Annotated in this window: 25 protein-coding genes, 1 pseudogene and 1 riboswitch; of the genes and pseudogenes, 14 read left to right on the top strand and 12 right to left on the bottom strand. The window is 60.7% G+C overall.

Going from position 1 to position 20663, the window contains the following annotated elements:
• Nucleotides 1–105: 105 nt before the first annotated feature.
• A pseudogene (locus QM600_RS09315) lies at nt 106–1323 on the top strand (IS110 family RNA-guided transposase); the annotation flags it as partial.
• A 122-nt stretch (nt 1324–1445) separates the two neighbouring features.
• Here the strand turns inward: QM600_RS09315 and QM600_RS09320 are convergent.
• Nucleotides 1446–2297 (bottom strand): alpha/beta fold hydrolase, encoded by an 852-nt coding sequence (locus QM600_RS09320; RefSeq protein ID WP_283261207.1) that lies wholly within the window; start codon nt 2295–2297, stop codon nt 1446–1448.
• A 385-nt stretch (nt 2298–2682) separates the two neighbouring features.
• Here QM600_RS09320 and QM600_RS09325 point away from each other — a divergent pair, with 385 nt between their 5' ends.
• Nucleotides 2683–3138 carry a MarR family winged helix-turn-helix transcriptional regulator gene (locus tag QM600_RS09325; protein ID WP_283261173.1) on the top strand — a complete coding sequence of 152 codons (456 nt, stop codon included), beginning with the start codon at nt 2683–2685 and terminating at the stop codon, nt 3136–3138.
• Nucleotides 3139–3341: 203 nt separating this feature from the next.
• Here QM600_RS09325 and QM600_RS09330 read toward each other — a convergent pair whose 3' ends face one another.
• Nucleotides 3342–3716 (bottom strand): cupin domain-containing protein, encoded by a 375-nt coding sequence (locus QM600_RS09330; protein ID WP_283261174.1) that lies wholly within the window; start codon nt 3714–3716, stop codon nt 3342–3344.
• A gap of 54 nt (nt 3717–3770) precedes the next feature.
• Here QM600_RS09330 and QM600_RS09335 point away from each other — a divergent pair, with 54 nt between their 5' ends.
• Together QM600_RS09335 and QM600_RS09340 are read left to right on the top strand one after the other, a co-directional pair.
• Complete coding sequence (locus QM600_RS09335) at nt 3771–4220, top strand: MarR family winged helix-turn-helix transcriptional regulator (protein ID WP_283261175.1); 450 nt, start codon at nt 3771–3773, stop codon at nt 4218–4220.
• A 467-nt stretch (nt 4221–4687) separates the two neighbouring features.
• Complete coding sequence (locus QM600_RS09340) at nt 4688–5059, top strand: hypothetical protein (RefSeq protein WP_283261176.1); 372 nt, start codon at nt 4688–4690, stop codon at nt 5057–5059.
• Between the two features lie 234 nt (nt 5060–5293).
• Here QM600_RS09340 and QM600_RS09345 read toward each other — a convergent pair whose 3' ends face one another.
• A complete protein-coding gene (locus QM600_RS09345; RefSeq protein ID WP_283261177.1) occupies nt 5294–5887 on the bottom strand; it encodes a TetR/AcrR family transcriptional regulator in 594 nt (197 codons plus the stop codon).
• A 108-nt stretch (nt 5888–5995) separates the two neighbouring features.
• Between QM600_RS09345 and QM600_RS09350 the strand changes: the two genes are divergently transcribed.
• Nucleotides 5996–6397: a nuclear transport factor 2 family protein gene (locus QM600_RS09350; protein WP_283261178.1), complete on the top strand. Its 402-nt coding sequence runs from the start codon at nt 5996–5998 to the stop codon at nt 6395–6397.
• Nucleotides 6394–6900 (top strand): DUF3237 domain-containing protein, encoded by a 507-nt coding sequence (locus tag QM600_RS09355; protein WP_283261179.1) that lies wholly within the window; start codon nt 6394–6396, stop codon nt 6898–6900. The genes QM600_RS09350 and QM600_RS09355 overlap by 4 nt, the downstream gene beginning before the upstream one ends.
• Before the next feature lie 111 nt (nt 6901–7011).
• On the opposite strand, the gene QM600_RS09360 is transcribed toward QM600_RS09355, so the two are convergent.
• Nucleotides 7012–7359 (bottom strand): hypothetical protein, encoded by a 348-nt coding sequence (locus tag QM600_RS09360; RefSeq protein WP_283261180.1) that lies wholly within the window; start codon nt 7357–7359, stop codon nt 7012–7014.
• A gap of 6 nt (nt 7360–7365) precedes the next feature.
• Here QM600_RS09360 and QM600_RS09365 point away from each other — a divergent pair, with 6 nt between their 5' ends.
• Nucleotides 7366–7521 (top strand): hypothetical protein, encoded by a 156-nt coding sequence (locus tag QM600_RS09365; protein ID WP_283261181.1) that lies wholly within the window; start codon nt 7366–7368, stop codon nt 7519–7521.
• Nucleotides 7522–7647: 126 nt separating this feature from the next.
• On the opposite strand, the gene QM600_RS09370 is transcribed toward QM600_RS09365, so the two are convergent.
• Nucleotides 7648–8160, bottom strand: a complete 513-nt coding sequence (locus QM600_RS09370) for a winged helix-turn-helix transcriptional regulator (RefSeq protein WP_283261182.1) — start codon at nt 8158–8160, stop codon at nt 7648–7650.
• Between the two features lie 126 nt (nt 8161–8286).
• Between QM600_RS09370 and QM600_RS09375 the strand changes: the two genes are divergently transcribed.
• The 3 genes from QM600_RS09375 to QM600_RS09385 all read left to right on the top strand — a co-directional run bounded on the left by QM600_RS09375 (nt 8287) and on the right by QM600_RS09385 (nt 11684).
• Nucleotides 8287–9450 carry a steroid 3-ketoacyl-CoA thiolase gene (locus QM600_RS09375; RefSeq protein ID WP_283261183.1) on the top strand — a complete coding sequence of 388 codons (1164 nt, stop codon included), beginning with the start codon at nt 8287–8289 and terminating at the stop codon, nt 9448–9450.
• Between the two features lie 326 nt (nt 9451–9776).
• The gene (gene glf, locus QM600_RS09380) at nt 9777–10961 is read left to right on the top strand and encodes a UDP-galactopyranose mutase (protein WP_283261184.1); all 1185 of its coding nucleotides are present in this window, start codon (nt 9777–9779) and stop codon (nt 10959–10961) included.
• A gap of 330 nt (nt 10962–11291) precedes the next feature.
• Nucleotides 11292–11684, top strand: a complete 393-nt coding sequence (locus tag QM600_RS09385; RefSeq protein WP_283261185.1) for a helix-turn-helix domain-containing protein — start codon at nt 11292–11294, stop codon at nt 11682–11684.
• Between the two features lie 46 nt (nt 11685–11730).
• Here QM600_RS09385 and QM600_RS09390 read toward each other — a convergent pair whose 3' ends face one another.
• Nucleotides 11731–12210, bottom strand: a complete 480-nt coding sequence (locus tag QM600_RS09390) for a DUF4188 domain-containing protein (protein WP_283261186.1) — start codon at nt 12208–12210, stop codon at nt 11731–11733.
• Between the two features lie 108 nt (nt 12211–12318).
• Between QM600_RS09390 and QM600_RS09395 the strand changes: the two genes are divergently transcribed.
• The gene (locus QM600_RS09395; protein ID WP_283261187.1) at nt 12319–12987 is read left to right on the top strand and encodes a MerR family transcriptional regulator; all 669 of its coding nucleotides are present in this window, start codon (nt 12319–12321) and stop codon (nt 12985–12987) included.
• Between the two features lie 78 nt (nt 12988–13065).
• Here the strand turns inward: QM600_RS09395 and QM600_RS09400 are convergent, their stop codons facing one another.
• Complete coding sequence (locus QM600_RS09400; protein WP_283261188.1) at nt 13066–14247, bottom strand: phosphoribosylaminoimidazolecarboxamide formyltransferase; 1182 nt, start codon at nt 14245–14247, stop codon at nt 13066–13068.
• A riboswitch (ZMP/ZTP riboswitch) is annotated at nt 14239–14317 on the bottom strand. It overlaps the preceding gene by 9 nt.
• 270 nt (nt 14318–14587) lie before the next feature.
• Between QM600_RS09400 and QM600_RS09405 the strand changes: the two genes are divergently transcribed.
• Nucleotides 14588–14854, top strand: coding sequence for a hypothetical protein (locus QM600_RS09405; RefSeq protein WP_283261189.1), 267 nt, complete (start codon nt 14588–14590; stop codon nt 14852–14854).
• Here the strand turns inward: QM600_RS09405 and QM600_RS09410 are convergent.
• Nucleotides 14851–15162 carry a hypothetical protein gene (locus QM600_RS09410; protein ID WP_283261190.1) on the bottom strand — a complete coding sequence of 104 codons (312 nt, stop codon included), beginning with the start codon at nt 15160–15162 and terminating at the stop codon, nt 14851–14853. The two genes, QM600_RS09405 and QM600_RS09410, sit on opposite strands and share 4 nt — an antisense overlap.
• Entirely contained in the window at nt 15159–15323 is a 165-nt protein-coding gene (locus tag QM600_RS09415; protein WP_283261191.1) for a hypothetical protein, read from the bottom strand. The genes QM600_RS09410 and QM600_RS09415 overlap by 4 nt, the downstream gene beginning before the upstream one ends.
• Nucleotides 15324–15359: 36 nt before the next feature.
• On the opposite strand from QM600_RS09415, the gene QM600_RS29805 reads away from it, so the two are divergent.
• Complete coding sequence (locus tag QM600_RS29805; RefSeq protein ID WP_502942922.1) at nt 15360–15722, top strand: ATP-binding protein; 363 nt, start codon at nt 15360–15362, stop codon at nt 15720–15722.
• A 316-nt stretch (nt 15723–16038) separates the two neighbouring features.
• Here the strand turns inward: QM600_RS29805 and QM600_RS09425 are convergent, their stop codons facing one another.
• Nucleotides 16039–16356 carry an antibiotic biosynthesis monooxygenase gene (locus QM600_RS09425; RefSeq protein WP_283261193.1) on the bottom strand — a complete coding sequence of 106 codons (318 nt, stop codon included), beginning with the start codon at nt 16354–16356 and terminating at the stop codon, nt 16039–16041.
• A 229-nt stretch (nt 16357–16585) separates the two neighbouring features.
• Here QM600_RS09425 and QM600_RS09430 point away from each other — a divergent pair, with 229 nt between their 5' ends.
• The gene (locus QM600_RS09430; protein ID WP_283261194.1) at nt 16586–16768 is read left to right on the top strand and encodes a hypothetical protein; all 183 of its coding nucleotides are present in this window, start codon (nt 16586–16588) and stop codon (nt 16766–16768) included.
• Between the two features lie 165 nt (nt 16769–16933).
• On the opposite strand, the gene QM600_RS09435 is transcribed toward QM600_RS09430, so the two are convergent.
• Both QM600_RS09435 and QM600_RS09440 read right to left on the bottom strand, forming a co-directional pair.
• The gene (locus tag QM600_RS09435; RefSeq protein WP_283261195.1) at nt 16934–19642 is read right to left on the bottom strand and encodes a (Fe-S)-binding protein; all 2709 of its coding nucleotides are present in this window, start codon (nt 19640–19642) and stop codon (nt 16934–16936) included.
• A gap of 94 nt (nt 19643–19736) precedes the next feature.
• Complete coding sequence (locus QM600_RS09440) at nt 19737–19874, bottom strand: hypothetical protein (RefSeq protein ID WP_283261196.1); 138 nt, start codon at nt 19872–19874, stop codon at nt 19737–19739.
• Nucleotides 19875–20663: the final 789 nt, after the last annotated feature.

Below are 20663 nucleotides of genomic sequence, written 5' to 3' on the forward strand. Positions count from 1 at the left end.
AGACCAGCCACAACCATTAGAGAGAGCTGATGCGAACGGTCGCTGTTTAGGGATCTGGTGACGGAGACGTCCACGGGCCCCACCTGCAACGACAGGAGTGAGTTGATGAATGATCACCTCACCGTGTGGATCGGGATCGATGTCGGGAAGGCCTCGCACCACGCATGCGCGATCGACGACACCGGAAAGGCCCTCTGGAGCCAGAAAGTGCGCAACGACCAACACACGATCGAAGCACTGATCGACCGAGCCGCCCACACCCGCGCGCCGATCCGGTGGGCGATCGATCTGACCAGCCCACTCGCCTCGCTGCTGATCACCCTGCTGCTCAGTACCGGACAACCGGTGACCTACGTACCCGGGCGCACCGTCAACACCATGACCCGCAGCTTCCGAGGGGAAGGAAAGACCGACGCCAAAGACGCCCGCGTGATCGCCGAAACCGCCCGGCTCAGACAAGACCTGAACCAGGTCACCATGCCGAACGAGCTGGTGGTCGGCCTCACGCAGCTGACCGCTTACCGCGCCGACCTGGGCCAAGAATGGGTCCGCGGTATCAATCGGCTTCGCGCTCTGCTGGGCTCGATCTTCCCCACCCTCGAAGCCGCGTTCGACTACACCAACCGGACCTCGCTGATCCTGCTGACCGGAATGTGCACCCCCCAGCGAGATCCGCGACGCCGGAATCAAGGGCATCACAGCACATCTGACCGCTCATCAAGCGTGGGCGGCGGGAATCGAGCGCACCGCACGCACCGCCCTCGCGGCCGCCGACCAACAACACATCGCCGTCCCCGGGGAAACCGACACCGCTGACCTGGTCAAACGGATCGCCCGCAAACTCCTCGTCCTCGACCGGGAGATCTCCTCGTCCTCGACCGGGAGATCAAGGACACCGACAAGGTCATCACCGCCCGGTTCCGGAACCACCCCTGGTCGAAGATCATCGAATCGCTGCCCGGCATGGGGCCATCGCTCGGCGCCGAATTCGTAGTCGCGACCGGCAGCGATCTGACATCCTTCGCTTCTGCCGGCCGATTGGCGTCCTACGCCGGTCTGGTGCCGGTACCTCACGATTCCGGAGAAATCAGCGGCAACCTGCACCGGCCCAAACGCTACAATCGCCGCCTGCGCAGAGTCTTCTTCATGAGCGCGATGTGCAGTCTGCGTGTCAAAGAAGGGCCCTCGCGAAGGTTCTACGACCGCAAACGCGGTGAACGGCTCGTTCACACCCAAGCTCTCCTCGCACTCGCCCGACGCCTCGTCGATGTCCTGTGGGCACTGCTGCGAGACGGCCGCGAATTCACCCTCCACGCACCCTCACCGCAGCTTGACACCATCATTGAGAGTCCTATCGAAACCACCGTGTCCATCAACCGATGGTTTGTCGACACGGTCGGCCGAGACCCGTTGCCTACAGGGCTGCGACTCAATAATTCGGCCGATCAGCGGAGAAGGAACTCGGATGCGATGCGCTCGAATGCCTCCTGGGCTTCGATCATCACCCAGTGTCCGCAGTTCGGGAATATGTGCAACTCGGCATTGGGGATGTATCTCATCGGGATCATCGCCATATCGGGTGGACATTGTCGGTCGTCCCGACCCCAGGTCAGCAGCGTCGGGCATTTCACCTTGTGCAGCATCGACCAGTGCGGTGGCAGATCTGAGTTTGTCATGGAATGTTGCCGCTCCTCGATGGCTTTGGAGCCGTACATCGCAGACAGTGATTCGTGTGATTCCGGATCGCTGGCGGATTCCCAGCGTTCGTGTATCCGCTCTTCAGTGATTTCTGCGGGATCGTAGACCATGCAGTTGAGCCAGCGAACCAGTTTTTCACGGCTAGGGCCGTCCGCAAACTCTTGCAACAGTCGAGTGCCCTCACTTGGGTTCTGGCTGAAGATGTTTGACCCGACCCCGCCGATGGTAACGAGCTTGGTAACAAGATGCGGATGCGTCATGGCCACATTTGCGCCGACGATGCCGCCCATGGAATTTCCGATAATTGCGGCCGATTCGATATTCAGGGCCTTCATGAAACGGACTACCGATGCGGCTGCTGTCATCATGGGCTGCCCGTCGACAGGGTCACTGATGCCGAATCCGGGGAACTCGAGGATGTAGCAGTGGAAGTGTTCCGCAAACGCTTCCAAGTTTCCTCGGTAGTTACGCCACCCGCTGACCCCGATGCCGGAGCCGTGCAGCAGGAGGAGGGGCGGTCCTTCGCCGGCCTCGTGGTAACGCAGCACACCCTTGTCCGTAATAACTTCTCTCTTGGTGCTCTCATACACCGTATTCACCGAGAGATCACCGGAAGTCGATTCACCCATCTCGAAACTCCTATCCCACAACAGTTTCAGATCATCGGATGCCGTATGCACCCGAGATTGCTCGATACCGCGGAACACTGATTCGTCACCGAGCGGCTCCGTCGAGCCTGCTTTCTCCATGCCTCAGCATCGTCAACGCCTGAAAGATAACAGTATTCTGTCATCTAGTCGATACCGTTGATATAGCAACAATAGATCTATTGGCAGGAGACACGCGTGATGCCGATCTGAGCTTCATCGAAAGGTTCGCGTCGGATTGTCCGAGGAAGTCACGCCGGAACTGGCCCCCGCGGCATAAGGGAGCCCTAAGGCAGTATGCTGCGAAGACAGAGAACCCATACAAGAAGGAGGGGCAGTGGCGGAGAACGACGGCATCAGTCACCTGTCCGAGGTCCTTGAGGACCGAATCGGCACACATGTAAGGCAAATAGCGCGGCTGCTCATTGACGCCAAGGCTGCGGCGCTCCAACCGCTCGGCATCACCGTGCCGCAGTACTCCACGCTCCTGTCGGTCAAACACCTCGAGCCAAGCTCGGCGGCGCAGCTTTCGCGAACCGGTTTGGGCACACCACAATCGATTGCGACCATGCTGTCCACCCTCGAGGGTAAAGGTCTCATCAATCGCCAAGCTTCTCCCATACACCAAAAACTCGTTGAGGTACGGCTGACTCTTCTTGGAGTCAGGACCGTCGACGAGGCGGACGAGTTGGCTGCGGGCATCGAGGACGATCTGCGAAAAGCTATCGGCGAGGAACTTTTCGGTAGCATCATCACGATCGAGCAGGTCGCCAAGGAGCTCTTCCAGAAGTAATGAGAAGCTAGCGGTCGAACCTCCTTTTTCGCACTCCGGCAGCGTCACGTTGCAGTGCGGGGGAGGGTGGACGTCGATGCCGCTTGGGTTACGGCCGACCCAGGGTTTCGAGTATCGAGCTCGCAGGCGGTCGTACACCTTTCGAAATGCCAGATCGGTCCCGCTGACGCAAATATTCCGGAAGTTGTTGGACACGAATGTGTTTAACACGTCCACGGAGGCGTTACGGTTCCGCCGTCGGCAGTGACTGCGGTCAAGCCCACCGATGTCGTCACCCACAGCGAGGCAGCGCTGTCACCCGGATTGTCGAGCTGGACCGTCGCCGACTCCGGAACCAACACAACATCTCCGACAGAGAGTTCGGTTCGCTGGCCATCCAAAGTGATCGCGGGCGAACCCTGGAGCACGAGAAAGACCTCCTCATGCGAGACCGTGTGCGGCGCTCCCTCAGTACCGGACTCCAGTTCCGTGCGCCAGGCGCACAGCTGTCGACTACCGCGAGAGGGCGCTACATAGGAGTGAAATTGTGCGCCGTGCATTTGGTGGGTGTAGTGGTCCCCGCTTTTTCGGATCGGCATGTCGACTTCCTTTCGTCAGTTTAACTGTCTTCATTGGACAGGTAGACTGACGACATGTCAAGGGACGAACCACGCGCCGATCTGCTGATGTTGCTGATGCGCAGCGCATCTGCTCTGGCCGAGCAGATCAACGCTGCCGTCGTCGCGAAGGGGCATCCGACGCTACGTCCGGCGCATGGTCTGGTCTTTCAGCGAGTCGCCGGTAATGGGGCCACGGTCAGCGAAATCGCCGCTTACCTGGGCATCACGAAACAATCCGCGGCGGTGATCGTCGACGAGTTGGTGACCTCCGGGTACGTGAACAAGGAGCCGCACCCGCACGACCGCCGTTCGCAGCTCGTACGACTTACCTCCGTGGGTGTCGACGTGACCGAAGCGGCTACCGATGCAGCCCTCTCCCGATGGAACGCAGCGAGCATGACACTGGGCGCGGATGCGATGGCATCGTTGGTACTCGCACTCCAGGAGATCGGGAGAGACGGCACACCACGCTCTGTCTGGTGACCTGAATAGGGTTTCCCAGGATGCCCTCGCGCCTTTACCGGAGGCGCGAGGGCGGCGCATCGATGCGTTAGTGATCGGAAGTGGTGTTGATCTCCGGCAGTGTTGTCGATTCCGACTATGCCTGGTGGTTTGAAGGCCATGGCCAGCGGCAGATGCTCTCTGCCTAGTGCATTTAGGGGCATTCGAGAGCAAATGGGGCGGGCAACGAGCGATCGCCACGACTGGCACCGAACCGCCGAAGTTGTGGTCCCGCAACGGAAATAACATCACCGAATCGTGAAGACGGCGCTCATGCCGAGCAGCTTCGACGCTGCCTCGCCGATGCCTCGCTGCCGCTCGAGGTTCGCATTGTCGGCGCGCTGATCAGGCTCTATGCACTACCCGTCGTTCGCATCGTCGAACTCACCACCGACCAATTTCACCGCGAGGATTCCGATGTCTATCTGACGATTGGTGAGAATGCTGTCATGGTCCCGCCGTCGCTGGCGGTACTCATCGACAAACTGCCCCGAAAATTAACCAGCAATGTTCGGAACAGCACCAGTCGACATCCTGCCTACCTGTTTCCGGGGAGGCCGTCGAGTCGACCTCGCAGTACCCAAGCCTTATGGCGTCAGTTGAAACAGCACGGGCTACCTACCCTCGCTGCCCGGAACACGGCGATGATCGCGAACGTCAACGATCTCGACGCTGTCGTGGTCAGCGATCTCTTCGGTGTCGCCGCTAAAACGGCGCATAAGTGGGCTCAGTTCGCGAGTACCAGTTGGGCCGCCTACCTCGCAGCGCAGGACAACATCAGGGGTCAAGTTCGGCGCGGAAGCGCCTTTGAGAAGATCTAGCCTGGGTATCCCGATTGGCTTGTGCTGGAACCGAATCATCGCGTCTGCATTTAATCTGGGTGTGCAGTCGTGCAGTTGAAGTGTCACTGAAAGCTTGTTCTCTGGCCGATGATTTTGCCGATTGAGGCGGAGCGAAAAAGGCGTAACACCGAATAGTTGAACGGCGCGGAGCAGTCGGAGAAGGGTGGTGGGACGGTCCTTGTCACTGACCCGCTTTCGTTCGGGGTGCGCGGCCTAGGAAGTCTCGGGGCCGAGTAGGCGGCTGATCGCGGTGTGGGCCCGTGTGCGTGTGTCGCCGCGCTGGAAGAGTTGGAGATCATGATTGGTCTGCATCACGATTGCGTGGAGTTCGAAGACGAGTTGGTCGACATCGGTCTCGGCCGGTAACTCGTGGAGCCGAACGGCTAGCCGCGCTTCGCGCCTCAGCCATTGCTCTCCACGTTCGACGGCCTCCGCGATTGAGTCCCGAACCGGACCGGGATGCCCGTCCTGTTCACTGGCAGCTGCCAGGAAGATGCATCCACCGTCGAAGTGCGGCAAGTAGTCATCAATCCACGCCCGCATCCCTGCGCGCAACCTGGGAAGCCCGTCGGGATGCTCCTGTGCAGCCGAGAAGACGCAGTCGGTATACACGGCACTGGCGGCGGTGATGATCAGCAATTGCAGGTCTTCTTTGTTGCCAACCATCGATTGAACGGCGCTTTTACTCAGGTGCGATGCCGCTGCCAAACGGCCGATCGTGACGCCATCGAGGCCATTGACTGATGCCAATTGCATGGCGGTGCGGATCAAGGTTTGACGTCGAACGTCTTTATCCCGCATCAGCATACGATCGACTCTATCATCCTATACGCTCGAACGTAGATTTACGTACGATCGTATGTGATACTTGCGGCGCGATGCCGCTACTTCCATCCGTCGAGCGAGGAGCTTCACATGACACAGAAACTGGAATGGACAGATCTCGCAGAACTTGCCGAGCGCTACAGCGCTGCATGGATTGCGCGGGACGTAGACGGGATCGTTGCCCTGCATACGCCGGAATCACTGTTCGTGTCCCACGGTCGAACGCAGACGGCTCGCGGACGCGAAGCGCTGCGCACTGCATTCTCCGACGTCTTCGAGATCTATCCGCAATTCGGCGTCGATACTCACCGATTACTCTTCGGTGACACTCACTGGGTCCTGGACTGGACACTGAGCTTTGAGCCACCCGGTCAGGCTCGTCGGGGATTCAGATGCGTTGACGTCGTGGAAGTATCCGATGGCCTCGTCGCCCGCAAAGACACCTACGTTGATACCGCTGAGGCGCGGGCGGCGATGTGGTCGGCACAATGAGCAATGGCAGCATCACCAACCCGCCGTCACTGTTGGAGTCTGCTGTGCTCGCCAGCTTGCCGGTAGAGCACGTCGTGGATATGTCGGTCGAACTCGAAGCGCCGCAGGTTTTTCGGACTGCTATTGGCACTCGGATGACATACGTGACGAAGGGCGGTCAGTTGCTCGGTCCCCGCTTGCGTGGCGAATTGCTGCCAGGCGGCGGCGATTGGGTATTCATCGACAGCAACGGCGTCAGTCACCTTGATGTTCGGGGCACGATCCGCACCGACGACGGCGTGCTCATCCACTACACGGCGGGCGGTGTCTCACGTCTTCCGCATGGCGGCCGGGCGACACTCGCCGACGGAGGGCGAATACCGTTTGGCGAGAGTTACATTCGCACCACCCCGCGATTCGAGACGTCCGATGATCGGTACTCGTGGCTCAGTGCCGGCGTCCACGTCGCAGTCAACGAGCTCTCTGCGGGCAACATCGTGTACCGCATATTCCGGCTTCTCTGATTGCTGTGTCGGGGTGCGCCGTTTTCCGCGATTCACAACAGTGTTATCGAGTTTCTGCCGATGGCAGCATCGAGTTCGGCGTGCTTGTTGCGCGGGATGATGTAACGACGATTATCGACGACTTCCCCGGTGACGACCGTGATAAGTGCCGTCGAGAGCGAAGTGCCACTCCGCCGTGAACTGCGCCTCAATCCGGTTCAACCACGAACTGTTCGTCAGGGTGTACCCGAACTCGAACTCGTTCGACTCCGCCCACCGAGCGACCCGTTGGCACTTCGTCGTGGTCAAATGCGGCGAGAAGTTGTCACACACGATCGCAACACGGACCTCGGCCGGATACCGGGTGCGCAGGTACCGGCAGAACTTGAGGAACTTCGTGGGATTCTTCGCGGTCTTGATGTGCCCGTACAGCTTGTCCTTGCCCAGGTCGTACGCGGCGGAGGTTCTGCGTGTACGCATTCGGGGATGCATGAACAAGCATCCGGATTGGCGGGAATAGTGCAAGGATCGAATACCTACCGTCCACCGGTTTATGTCGGGGGCGCTCTACGACATCCCGCGTACAAAGGGCTTCGTGCCGACAAGACGATCGACGAGGTCAACCTCCCCGGCCGGCACTGACCGACCCTTGCCGCGCAAGACGAAGCCGCCGGCACCGAAAAGGTTTCCAGCGGCTTCAAAAGGGTCGGTGCCCATCTTGCGCCTCTCGGCAAGTGGCCGCTCGAAGCGGCACCCACGCCGCACTAGCTAGTCGGGGTTGTGTCTGGTCCATTCCGGTGTATGCGATGTTGCCGTCACGGCGCCGTTCTCGGCGAGATCGACATCAACGCGGCAGTGTGCGCAGCGGGGCACGATGGTGACCTGATGGCCACAGGTATGGGCGAACGAGACCGGGGGCTCGTCCACCAGCCAGCGGTCGCCCCATTCCCGCATGGCCGCCAGAAATGGGTAGAGATCCTTGCCGGCGGCGGTGAGATGGTACTCGGAGCGGGGTGGATGGTCCTGGTAACGCTGACGATATACCAGCCCGCTTGATTCCATGGCGCGCAGCCTTGCAGTGAGGATGTCCTTGGGAGCTCCTGTGCCGGCAGCGATTTGACTGAATCGATGATTGCCGAGGCTGAGCTCGCGGACGACAAGCAGGGTCCAGCGCTCACCGACCATGGAGAGCGTGGTGGCAATCGAGCAGGGACGTCCGGGCACCTCGTTGGCAGGGCGGCGACGCGGCTGCAACGGAGGGGTCTCGTTATCTGCACTCATCCCAGTAGGTTGCCATATCCAACCGACTCTCGCTACAGTCCGACTAGTAAGTTGGAATTTCCAACTCACTAGTCTTTGCCGTTCCGGTTCATTCGTCTTCCGAGTCTCACATCCGAGGAGCACACCATGGGCACTCCTGTCATCGTCGAAGCCGTCCGCAGCCCCATCGGCAAGCGCGGCGGCTGGCTGTCCGGCCTGCACCCCGCCGAGATCCTGGGCAACACGATTTCCGCACTACTCGAGCGGTCGGCGCTCGACCCGAACCTCGTCGAACAGGTCATCGGCGGCAACGTCACTCAGGCCGGCGAGCAGGCCGGAAACATCACCCGGACCGCGTGGCTGCACGCCGGGCTCCCGCAGGGCACGGGCGCGACGACGATCGATTCACAGTGCGGATCCGCGCAGCAGGCAACAGGTCTCATCTCCGCACTGATCGAGACCGGAGTGATCTCGGCAGGTATTGCGTGCGGTGTCGAGTCGATGAGCCGAGTCCCACTCGGCGCAAATCGCGGCACCGGAGAGTTCGGCACCCCGCGTCCGACGTCGTGGACGATCGACATGCCGACCCAGTTCGAGGCAGCCGAACGCATCGCTCACCGCCGGGGGTTCACCCGCGCCGACACCGACGCCTTCGCTCTTCATTCTCAGGACAAAGCCGTGCGTGCCTGGTCGGAGGGCCGGTTCGATCGTGAAGTAGTTCCGCTCAAGGCGCCGGTGATGGCGAACGGTACACCGACGGGCGAAACCGACCTGGTGCACAGAGATCAGGGACCGCGTGAGAGCACGATCGAAGGCTTGGCGCGCCTGACGCCTGTGCTCGAGGGAGGGATGCATACCGCGGGTAGCTCGTCGCAGATCTCCGACGGAGCGTCCGCGATCCTCGTGATGGACTCCGATCGCGCGGTCGAGCTGGGGCTGCGGCCCCGCGCACGGATCGTCTCCCAGGCTTTGGTGGGGGCGGAACCGTACTACCACCTCGACGGGCCGAGCGCCGCCACCGAACGGGTGCTGCAGCGGGCATCGATGTCGATTGGCGACATCGACCTGTTCGAAGTGAACGAGGCTTTTGCGTCGGTGGTGATGTCATGGCAGAGCGTCGCTGGGGCGGACTGGGACAAGGTCAACGTGAACGGCGGCGCGATTGCTCTCGGGCATCCCGTCGGCAGTACAGGCGCGCGCCTGATCACCACGGCGCTGCACGAGCTCGAACGTCGCGACGCGACAACGGCTCTGATCGCGATGTGCTGCGGGGGCGCTTTGGCGACGGGGACGATCATCGAACGCCTCTAAGTCGTGTGGCAGTCCGTCCGGCCACTGTAACCGGGCACGTGTCGAAGCGTTTCTGACCCTTGAGGTTCCGACTTCTACGAATATCACCGGTGCGAGTCCGGAGAATCTCGTCGCGCCACCCAGCATGCCTGACCGATTCGAGATTTGGCCGCTTTTGAGCTCAATAACCGTCCCCGCAAGACGGTCGATTGGGACACTCCCACCGAGCGTCTGGGCGGATTGCGAGTCCCTCTGACCGATGTTGGCCTGCAAGGATGCAGAATTGGTCTAAGCGGCTTCTGTGAGTCCAGTGTTGCCGAGACGCGCGCGCACTAGAGTGGGTTTCCGTGAGCTTCTCGGGATATGACCTTGTCGTTGTCGGATCCGGCCTGTTCGGCCTCACCGTTGCCGAGCGCGTAGCCACCCAACTCGGCAAGCGTGTGCTTATCCTCGAGCGCCGAAATCATCTGGGCGGCAACGCCTACTCGGAAGATGACCCCGAGACTGGTATCGAAATCCACAGGTATGGCGCTCACCTGTTCCACACCTCGAATACGCGTGTGTGGGAGTACGTCAACCAGTTCACCGACTTCACCAACTATCAGCACCGCGTCTTCTCCATCCATCGAGGCCAGGCGTATTCGATGCCGGTCAATCTCGCCACTATCTGCGAGTACGTCGGCCGGTACCTGACTCCCGAACAAGCTCGGGCATGGGTGGCTGAGAACGCGTCCGAGATCGAATCGCAGGATGCGAAGAACTTCGAGGAAAAAGGCATTTCGCTGATCGGGCGTCCACTTTACGAGGCGTTCTTCAAGAACTACACAGCGAAGCAGTGGCAGACCGACCCGAAGGAACTCCCCAGCGCGAACCTGACCAGACTTCCGGTTCGCTACAACTTCGACAACCGCTACTTCAACGACACCTACGAAGGTCTACCCGTCGACGGGTATACAGCCTGGCTGACGAAGATGGCTGATCACCCGAATATCGACGTCCAGCTGAACACCGATTTTTTCGAAGTACGTGACGACATCGTCGCCGGCACCCCGGTGATGTACACCGGTCCACTGGACCGCTATTTCGACTATTCGGAGGGCTGGCTCGGTTGGCGCACCCTGGATTTCGAACGGGAAGTTTTGCCGGTGGGCGACTTTCAGGGCACGTCGGTGATGAACTACGCCGACGAAGACGTCGAATACACGCGCATCCACGAGTTCCGCCACTTTCATCCCGAGAGGAACTATCCCGCGGACAAGACAGTGATCGTGCGCGAATACTCCCGTTCCGCGGAGAAGGAGGACGAGCCGTACTACCCGATCAACACCCCGCAGGATCGGGAAAAGCTCGAACGCTACCGCGAACTGGCCAAGCGGGAAGCATCCGAGTCCAACGTGCTCTTCGGTGGCCGACTGGGCACCTACAAATATCTCGACATGCATATGGCCATCGGATCGGCACTGACTGTATTCGACAACAAGATCGCACCGTTCTTCACCGAAGGCCGTCCCCTCGACGGCGCACTGGACTGATCGGTTCCCCGGCGACGAACAGCCGCAACGACTCCGGGGCGTATGCCGTAAGTGATGTGCCGATGCCGCAGATCATCGCCACGCGCCGTGGGGTGTCGTCCGGCGCGGACTCTCCTTCGCTGCCACCTTGCGCCGCCTCAACGGCGAACTGTGCGGCGGTGCCCGCTACGTCGCCAGCCGAATGGCGAGAAATACCTCGAGTCGCACGTGAACAATCATCAAAGTTTGGTTCGCGTGAACGCGGATCGGTAGGTGAGCGGGGACTGGCCCGCACTGCCGCAGGCAGCAGCACGCGCCGCAGGGAAGGCTCGTGACATCGAGGACCTGTTCGTGCGCCGCGAGGGAAACCCGGAGCGGATCGCCGCGCTCAAGGACAAGTACCGTGCGAAGGTTCGCGGTGCCCGCCTGGCAGAAATCCGTAAAGCGTACGACCTGACTCAGGAACAGCTCGCCGAACAGCTCGATTTCTCGCAGAAGCGGGTCTCGCGTATCGAGCGCGGAGATATCGACCATACAGAGGTCGCGACCGTGCGCCGCTACATCGAGGCGCTCGGGGAGCGGTCGAATTGGTCGCTCGATTCGGGGACGATTCCTACACTGTCTCTTCCTGACAGCGATCTCGGCCCCTCCCCGGATTCGACTGAAGGCCTGCATTGCACATGGAGCGTCGGTATTGGTCCATGCGATCCGGACTTGCAATGTCGAAAGTATGCGGCTTCGTGAAATTCCTTGGGGGGTGTGTGGTTCGGTGAACCGCTGAGAGTTTACGTCATTTCGTGATGCGGGCCCGAGCCGTTTCGCTTCGCTTTCCTACCGCGACCGAACTTCCGGCAGCGGCGAGTCCCATGATGGGCATATTCGAGTAGATCGACTCGTATTGCCCGGCGTCGATACGGTAAGTTTCGTGGTAAACCCCCACGTCGCCGCTGCTTCCGACGTTTTTGTTGAATGCCTTCCACGCTGGCAGGTGTGGATCGTTCGGGTTCTTCGCGAAGGCTTCGAGTTGGTCGAAACTGCGCCAGTACTGGATCACTGTGATGGTGCGTCCACCCAGCGACATCCTCGCGCCCAGTAGTCCTTTGTCGGGGTGGCGTTGCAGTTGTCGCAGCATCCGTGGCATAGCGAGGAACGGGCCGATCCATCTATGGATCTTCCAGAGTTTGTTGACGCGCATGCCGATGAGAAAGACGACGAATTCATCGTCCATCTTCGCGGTGTAGCGGCCGGTCTGGACTCGATGACGGACCATGGGCTCGTCCCTTCGCTGACGGTTCCGCGATTGAGATCACGGTGCGGATAGTTATTCTATCCATAATGGATAGTGCTATTATCTACTTGTGAAGTCAAGGCCTACCCGGTGAGGGTCTCCGAACTCAGTCAGCGCAGTGGCGTGTCGGTCGCATCCATCAAGTACTACCTGCGCGAGGGACTGCTTGCCTCCGGCACTCAGACTGCCTCCAACCAGGCTATATACGGCGAACGACATGTCAGTCGACTGCGGCTTATTCGCTCGCTGATCGACATCGGCGGCCTGTCGATCTCGAAAGTGCGCGCCACATTGGCTGCGGTCGATGATGGATCGACCGCGTTGCACGACGCCTTCGGAGCAGTGATGCACGGACTTGACGATCTTCCTTCCGAGGCCGAATCTGCCGATGTCGCAACGGCATACGCGGAGGTTCAGAACTGGCTCTCGGCCAGGGGCTGGCATATCGAGCCGGATGCCCCGGCGCCACATCGATTGGCCGAACTTGTTGCAACGTTGCGGCGGTTCGACTTCCCGGTTTCGCTCACGGACTTCGATGGCACCGCAAACTTTGTGCAGCGCACGGTCGACGTGGAAGTGCAGTACGCCCGAGCCATGCCCGACCGCACTGCTGCCGTCGAGACGATGCTCATCGGGACAGTGGTCTACGAGAGGGCTTTCGTCGAGGTGCGCCGGCTCGCGCTCGAAGCTGCCAGTTTCCGGGCTGATCGGGCCCCGCGCTCGTCCGAACTTGATGTGCACGTGCCGCGACGGAATTGACCTCCGCGTCGAATCTAACTGGCGGGCTTTCTCCATCCGGGGCAACATTGGCGCCGCAATGCTGTAGGAGTATCGCTGTCAATGATGAAACAAACGAAGACCGGTATGGATCAGGTCGATACCCAGTTCTGAGCAGGCAGTGGCAACGTCGATGGTGCGGACAGACCCGCCGGGTTCGACGATGTGCCGTGTACCAACTCGACTGGCGTGATCGACATTGTCGCGGAAGGGTAAGAAACCGTCGGACACCATCGTGACATTGTCCAGTTCGCCTATCCAGTTCGCTCGTTCTTCGGTTGGCAGTGGGGTCGGCTCGAAGCCGAACCTGTGCATGAATGCAGAAACTTCCAGCGGGGTCGGGTCGCCTTCGATCAGACGCATCTGCCAGTTCACATGGTCCTGTCGTGTCATGCCGTCGGGCCTGGCGAGTGATCGCACGGAATCGGACCTGCGTGTCCACCATGTCGAGGTCTTTGCCGCTGCGAGGCGAGTGCAGTCGACACGGCTCTGCTGTCCTGCCCCGATGCCGACGGTAGCTCCGTCGTGAATGAACGCTACCGAGTTCGACTGCGTGTATCGCATCGTCACAAGGCCGAGTAGTGCATCTCGGATGGACTGTTCGGTCAGTGCCTTGCCTTCGACAACCGTCAGGAGCTCGGTTGTGATCGGCGTCTGGTCACGGTCTTGCTCGACTGTGAGTCCCAGAATGTCGCGACGCTCTCGCGCCGGTGGGTCGAACGTCGTGTCAGCTTCAAGAACAAGGAACGCTCCGCGTTTCTTGCGTGTGAGCGTGGCGACGGTGCCGGCTTCGAAGCCCGGTGCGATGATGCCGTCGGACACCACTCCGGTGAGGAAGTGGGCCAGGTCGGCATCGACAGGATCCGATACAGCGACCATGTCACCGAAGGATGATCTGGGGTCGCAGTCGCGGGCACGAACATACGCCGATGCGACGCCGGTGAATTCGGCGCAGTCGTGACCCCATGTGGCGACGGTGGTGGAGTCGAGGTCGCCTGCTATTGCGACACCTGCGGGTGAGACGTGTTTGAACGACGCGGCGGTTGGCCGGTCAATCGCAGAGCGGACCTCGCGAACCAACTGCCAACTATGTGCGGCGTCCAATATGTTGACATAGGACATGTTGCCGTTGATGATTCGAAATGGTTGCTGTTCAATAGAATTCAGAATGCGGCCACTTTGGTGGGGGTTGATTCCGTAACGAAGTTCCACGACGCTCCTCAGTTGTGTACTGAGGAGCACCCAGGCGGACGATGCTCCGACCGCACGCTTCCTGGTGGAGCTCCACCCGACGCCAGTCGCATATGCGCCGAGACTATCAAAATGAGGTACGTACTGGTGAGGATGTCGGCTTTACCTGTTGTGTAGAGCTTGGCGCCCTCGTTGGAAGTGAATTGTCGCCTGCATTGGGATTCGCTCTGTTGAGGCTCTCGGTCCCGCGTCCGTTCAGCTTGAGATGTTGCGGAGGGGGTTGAGCGTGTCGCAGCGGCGACGAAGACGATGAGGATCGTTCCGACGAACGCGTTGCTGCGGAACCATTCCTTCATGGCGAACTCAGTCGGGAAGTCTGATCGTCGGCCGCGTGGTCCTCGAGCTCGGTGAGGCACAGAAGCTGGTGTCGTGTGCCGGACAGCGCGATCAGCGTTGCAACGATGGTGGTGTGGTGGTCATGGGCTTCTCCCTGGCGTTGGCAGGAACGGTAGCGGCCGGGGTTCCGGTGGCTGCCGAAATAGAACGTCCCGGCTTCTCCACCTCCGGTGATGGTCGGGAATGGGATCGCTCTCGATGCCTGTTGCGCTGTTGCTCTCACGCGGGTGAAGTGCGCGGTCAGCAGATTTCCCTCAGTTAAGGCGGGTCGGAGACCGTCAGGTAGAACGGGTCAGAGTTCATGGCACCGTTGCGTGCCGTGACGTGAATTGTTTGATCGTCGGCAACGTGGAACTCGCGCGGGAGAAGGGCGAGAAGCCAGGGTGTGCCCCTGTAGCGGATTCCAGCGGCGAGGGTGTGCGTTCCTGCCGAGGCGGACAGAGTCGTCGCCTGTCCCCAGCGAGTCGGATGCTCGACCCCGTCGAAGACTAGGACAGGACGGGCCGCGACCCGCAGATAGCAGGCATTGACCCAGTGCCCGCGTACCGTAATCACGATCCGGCTGCTCATGTGGCAGCCACGTCGGTGATGCCTGCACTGAGACGGAGACGGCGTCGCCACCCCTTCGGCGTGCGCCACGGGACGCCCCACGCCGCCAGGGTCTCGCGGGTCCATCCGCCGGCGGAAATCCGGGCGGCATCGATCTCTACTTCGGTAGAGCGGCCCGTCATGAGTCGAGTGTGCCTCAGCCTCGTGCCGCACCCGGCGTGCGATACCCGGCGTGCGATTGCCCGGGAGGCTTTCCGGCATCTCAACCAGTCGCATGCCGTCGCCGGCATCGAGAACCCGCGACCCCTGGAGATCGAATTGCGGGCCCCGGACGCTCTGATCGTCCGGGGGATTCCGTCCGGCTGCGACTGGTGCTCGACAACGCGATCACCAACGCGCTCCGTCACGGGCACGCCGAGCTTGTACGGATCACCTTCGCCGAGAACGATGCTCACGGCATCGACTTCATGGTGAACGACGACGGTATCGGCATCCCCGAGCACGAACGGGCGTTGCTGTTCGTCAGGTTCGCCGAGGGTCGACCGCGCAGGTCGAGGGCTCCGGACTCGGCCAGGCGCTGATCGCTCAGCAGGCCGCGTTGCACGGCGGCACCGCCGACTTGTCCGAGAGTCCGCTCGGGGGGTACTCGACTGCGGCTTCGGCTTCCCACCAGTCGGTAACCCACGTTCACATGTGAGTGAGGCCCCAGCCAAGACCCATATATCAACTTGTTGGCGGCGCTTAGGAATGGAGAAAAATACAGCAACGACGCCAACCGTATGCCCCTCTCAATGGAACTTTCTGTGACTGCCGACGATATTTGGCCGGCTTCCAGCATCACTGTTGGGCATGGTGCCGGCGGCGTTAGGTGAGGCCGCCGTGAGAGTCCCGGCCATGTCAGGGACAGTCGCTGTGGGTTGTTGGTCGAAGTTTGAATGTTCTTCGTGGTTGGCGCTCGCGTTCATCGAAGTGGAAGTCCACGCCTTGTTCCCTACAGGTGGCGAAGGATGCTTCCAAAGCTTCCTCGGATTGCCACCTGCCGGTGGCAACTACTGCATCGTCGTCGGGGGTGACCCAGGAGTCGGCTGTTATGCATCCGCTGGTTGACCGGAGTGCTGCGACTGCGGTCTCAACGCGGTGGGTGAGGTCGCTGGTCCGTCCCTGCGTGGGGTAGTGGAACACGATGTAGCCGATGGTGGTATTTGTGGCAGTCATTGTTGGAGTGTGCGCGGCGATTGCCTTCGGGTTCAAGTGAGGTTTGTCGGCCCGACTGGTCGACGGCAGTCTTGGTGGTTGCGTGTTTTTTCTGCGTGCAGTGGTGAGTGCATGGTTGCTTGCATAGCTGTTTATGTGCGTTGAACTGCGGTGATGACACGTCCCCTTTTTTCTGTGGTGGATGGGTGCCGGCATCTTCGGGTGGGAAGGTTGCGGTGGGGGTGTGGGGGTGCTTCAGGTTCTGGCCTGGGGTGATGGCACGTCCCGGTGGTGGGTGATCGTCGAGTCGGCTGGGTGCCGGCTGGGTTCGGGTCGATCGCTCGGCTGGGTGCCGGCGGCGGGTGGGGAGCTGCTGCTGCTCGTCGATGTGGGCGTGCGGCGAGCTCGGGAAGCCGATTTTCTGGTGTTTTGAATATTGTTGCGTTTCAGTAACTTTGGGTGATTTGATTGGTGTGCACATATTTGTCGACGACACAGTATTTGCCGGCGGATGCCACGGACGTTCGTGTGCTTCGACGTGCCCGCTGCCCCACCCCGCGAATGTGCCGATCTGTCGTGCTTCGCGGGGTGGGTTTGACTATTTCTTGCGTGCGCCGGGAGCCTTTGCACCCGACTTGAATCCGAGACCGCCGGCCTTGGTAACCGGAGCTCCCTTGGGTGACTCGGCAGCGGGTGCTTCGACGACAGGTGCAGCGGCGGCCGGAGCAGCTTCTGCCGCCGGAGCGGCCTTTGCGTCCGGAGCCTTGGCAGCGCCCTTCATCTGCAGACCCTTACCGCCTGGAGCCTTTGCTCCGCCTGCGAGGCCGAGGTCCTTGGGCTTTGCGACGGGAGCGGCCGGTGCAGCTTCAGTGGCCGGAGCAGCTGCTTCGGCGGATGCAGCGGGAGCTGCAGCGTTCTTGGCACCCGGAGCCTTTGCTCCGCCGGCCATTCCGAGTCCCTTGCCGGCAGCCGGTGCAGCAACTGCAGCCGGAGCAGCGGTCTCTTCGACTACTGGTGAGGCTTCCTCCACGACAGGCGCCGGTGCAGCAGCGACCGGTGCCTTCTCCCGCGGAATCACCTTGATGTTCTCGGTGAGTTGTGCGGATTCGAGGCGGGTGACGGAATTGAGCATCAGCGCAGCGACGTCCACAACCTCGACGCCTTCACCCTTGCCCTCTTCCTGACGAGCGGTGACGCCGTCGGTAAGCATGACGCGGCAGAAGGGGCAACCCGTGGCGATCTTCTTGGGGTTGGTGGAGAGTGCCTCGTCGACGCGGTCGACGTTGATGCGCTTGCCGATGTTCTCTTCCATCCACATGCGGGCGCCACCGGCACCGCAGCACATGGAACGTTCGCCGTGACGCGGCATTTCGATCAGCTTGGCGCCGGATGCTTCCATGAGTTCACGGGGTGCGTCGTACACCTTGTTGTGGCGGCCGAGGAAGCACGGGTCGTGGTACGTGATGTCTTCGCTCACGGACGCGACGGGGATCAGCTTCTTCTGGCGAACCAGGCGGTTGAGCAGCTGGGTGTGGTGCACGACCTCGTAGTCGCCGCCCACCTCGGGGTACTCGTTGCCGAGGGCGTTGAAGCAGTGCGCACAGGTGACGACGATCTTGCGCTTCTTCTGCTCGACGCCTTCGAAGACCGAGTTCAGCATCTCGATGTTCTGCATCGCGAGCTGCTGGAACAGGAACTCGTTGCCGGCGCGGCGAGCGGAGTCACCGGTGCAGGTTTCGTCGGCACCGAGGACCATGAACTTGACGCCCGCGGTGGCGAGCAGTTCGGCGACGGCCTTCGTTGTCTTCTTGGCGCGGTCCTCGTAGGCGCCGGCGCAACCGACCCAGAAGAGGTACTCGTAGTCCTCGAAGGTGTCGGCGTCCTGGCCGTAGACCGGGATCTCGAAGTCCATCTCGTTGATCCAGTTGAGACGGTCCTTGGAGTTCTGGCCCCAGGGGTTGCCCTTGTTCTCGAGGTTCTTGAACAGGCCGGCGAGCTCGGAGGGGAACTCCGATTCGATCAGGACCTGGTAGCGGCGCATGTCGATGATGTGGTCGACGTGCTCGATGTCGACGGGGCACTGCTCGACACAGGCGCCACAGTTGGTGCAGCTCCACAGGGTCTCGGCGTCGATGACCGGGGCCATCTCGCCTGAGGTGGTTTCGCCGACGAGCTTGCGCTCGGCTTCGCGGCGGGCAGCTTCGGGAATTGCGGCGAGGGCAGCTTCGTTGACGTTGCCTTCGGCGTCGACCAGGCCTACCTCGTCGCCGCCCATGTCCTTGCGGCCACCGGCGAGCAGGTACGGAGCCTTGGCGTAACCGTGGTCGCGCAGCGACATGATGAGGAGCTTGGGGGAGAGCGGCTTTCCGGTGTTCCAGGCGGGGCACTGGGACTGGCAACGGCCGCACTCGGTGCAGGTCGTGAAGTCCAGCCAGCCCTTCCACGAGAAGTCCTCGATCTGACCCGTACCGAGGGTGTCGGTGTCGGGGTCGACGTTGTCCATGGTCAGGGCAACGCCCTTGCTCATCATCGGCTTTGCTGCGCCGAGTGCGACGGTTCCGTCGTCTTCACGCTTGAAGTAGATGTTGAAGAACGCGGAGAAGCGGTGCCACGCGACACCCCAGGTGATGTTGCGGCCGACCACCGCCAACCACACCATCGCTGACATCAGTTTCACGAAAGCAAACGCAGAGACCATGTTCGGACTCGCCGGCAACAGTTCGGCGACACGCATCGTGAAGAAGTCGGTCCACGGGTTCGCATGGCCGGTCATCGCGATGCGACCGGCTTTGACCAGGATCATGCCCAGGCCCTCGATAAGCACAACGGCCTCGACGAAATAGGCTGCACGGAAATTTGATCCGCTGAAACGGGACAGGCGCTCCGGGATGCGTGGATGGTTGAGCTGACGGATTGCGATCAAAGTCAGGACGCCGACAACTGTGACGATCCCGAGAAGCTCGTCGACGAAATGGTACATAGGCCACGTGCTGACGATCGGCCACCCGCTTGCCGGGTTGAACGTCTGGATGTAGGCCTCCATCGCGACGAACATTCCCAAGAGGAAGCCGATCATGACGAGCCAGTGTGCCCAGCCGACGGTGCGGAACTTCGCCATCCGTGTGTGGGCGATGAACTCGATGATCATCTGCTTGAAGCGCGGGATGAACGGGTGCCACCGATCGGGTGCCGGTTGGCCGAGACGGATCGTTCGGATCATTGTCGATACGCCGCCGAAGAACGATGCCCAACACGGCAGGCTCAACAGGACGCCGATCACCCCCAGGGTGACGGTCACAGTATTCATGTCGAGCCCCTCCATGTTCGGTGTCGAACTTCGCCACCGATCCCCATCCGCATAAGTTACCGATGGGTAACCTGTAAACAATACTTATCGGTTTCTACCACACGTCGTGAAGTGCACGCCGACGGTTGGCGTCGGCAAAGGCGCCGTCATGGCCTGCCGAAGACTTGACAGAGCAGGAATCGGCAAGGGCGTAGCGGATCGAACCTTGCTGGTCTTCTCCTGCCCTCGGCACGGTCTCCCTCCCCTGTTTTGTACGGTCCACAAGGTGAATGCGGGTCGGGTGGTTTCTACCGATCGTTGCAACAAGCTGATATCGAAACGACAGTGCAGGCGTGGCGGACTCGGTTCATCGACAGCACTATTCGTTTCGTTATCCGAACTCCTTGCACCGGGTAACCTCCCGTGGATGGCCGGCTACCAGCCGACCGATTTCCAGTCGATATGGATCGACAAGGTTTCGGTGTACCAATTCATAATTGGACTGATCGTTGGTGGCCCCCTTTTCGGGACCGCGATCGGGGGCGCTCGTTTCCATGACGGGTTGGAATCTCGTACGGCGAGAACGTGCGCTCGGATTCTGACTAAATGAGGCCTTGCGATTCGCGTCTTCTCAGCGCGGCTGCACAGTCTCTACGCGTTTGAACAAGAAAGGGATATCTATGATCGAGGCGGAACTTTATGCGATGCAGGGCGCTATGTTGCCGTTTCAGTGAGTCGGTGTCCCGTTTGAAGATTTTTATTCACACCCTGATCTGATCAATTGGTTCGAAGATCAACGATTGCTTGTGCTCAGCACAGCCACGGTGATGGGTGCGGTTCATTTCCGATCTGCAGAATACGACGGAGAACCTCCGCTTCTGGCCGAAGGTTGGAAACAAATGCAAGAAGTCTCTACAATATTCGACTCCGCAGATGTTCGACTTCTCGATCTGGAACAGACTGCAGATTTCCCGGACGTCAGTCTTATTTCCTCCCCGGGTCGTTACAGAGTTCGACTTTACGCAACCGGGCGGGAATTAGA

Origin of the sequence: Rhodococcus sp. IEGM 1379, from assembly GCF_030056815.1 — a bacterium.
Taxonomy (GTDB): Bacteria; Actinomycetota; Actinomycetes; order Mycobacteriales; family Mycobacteriaceae; genus Rhodococcus_F.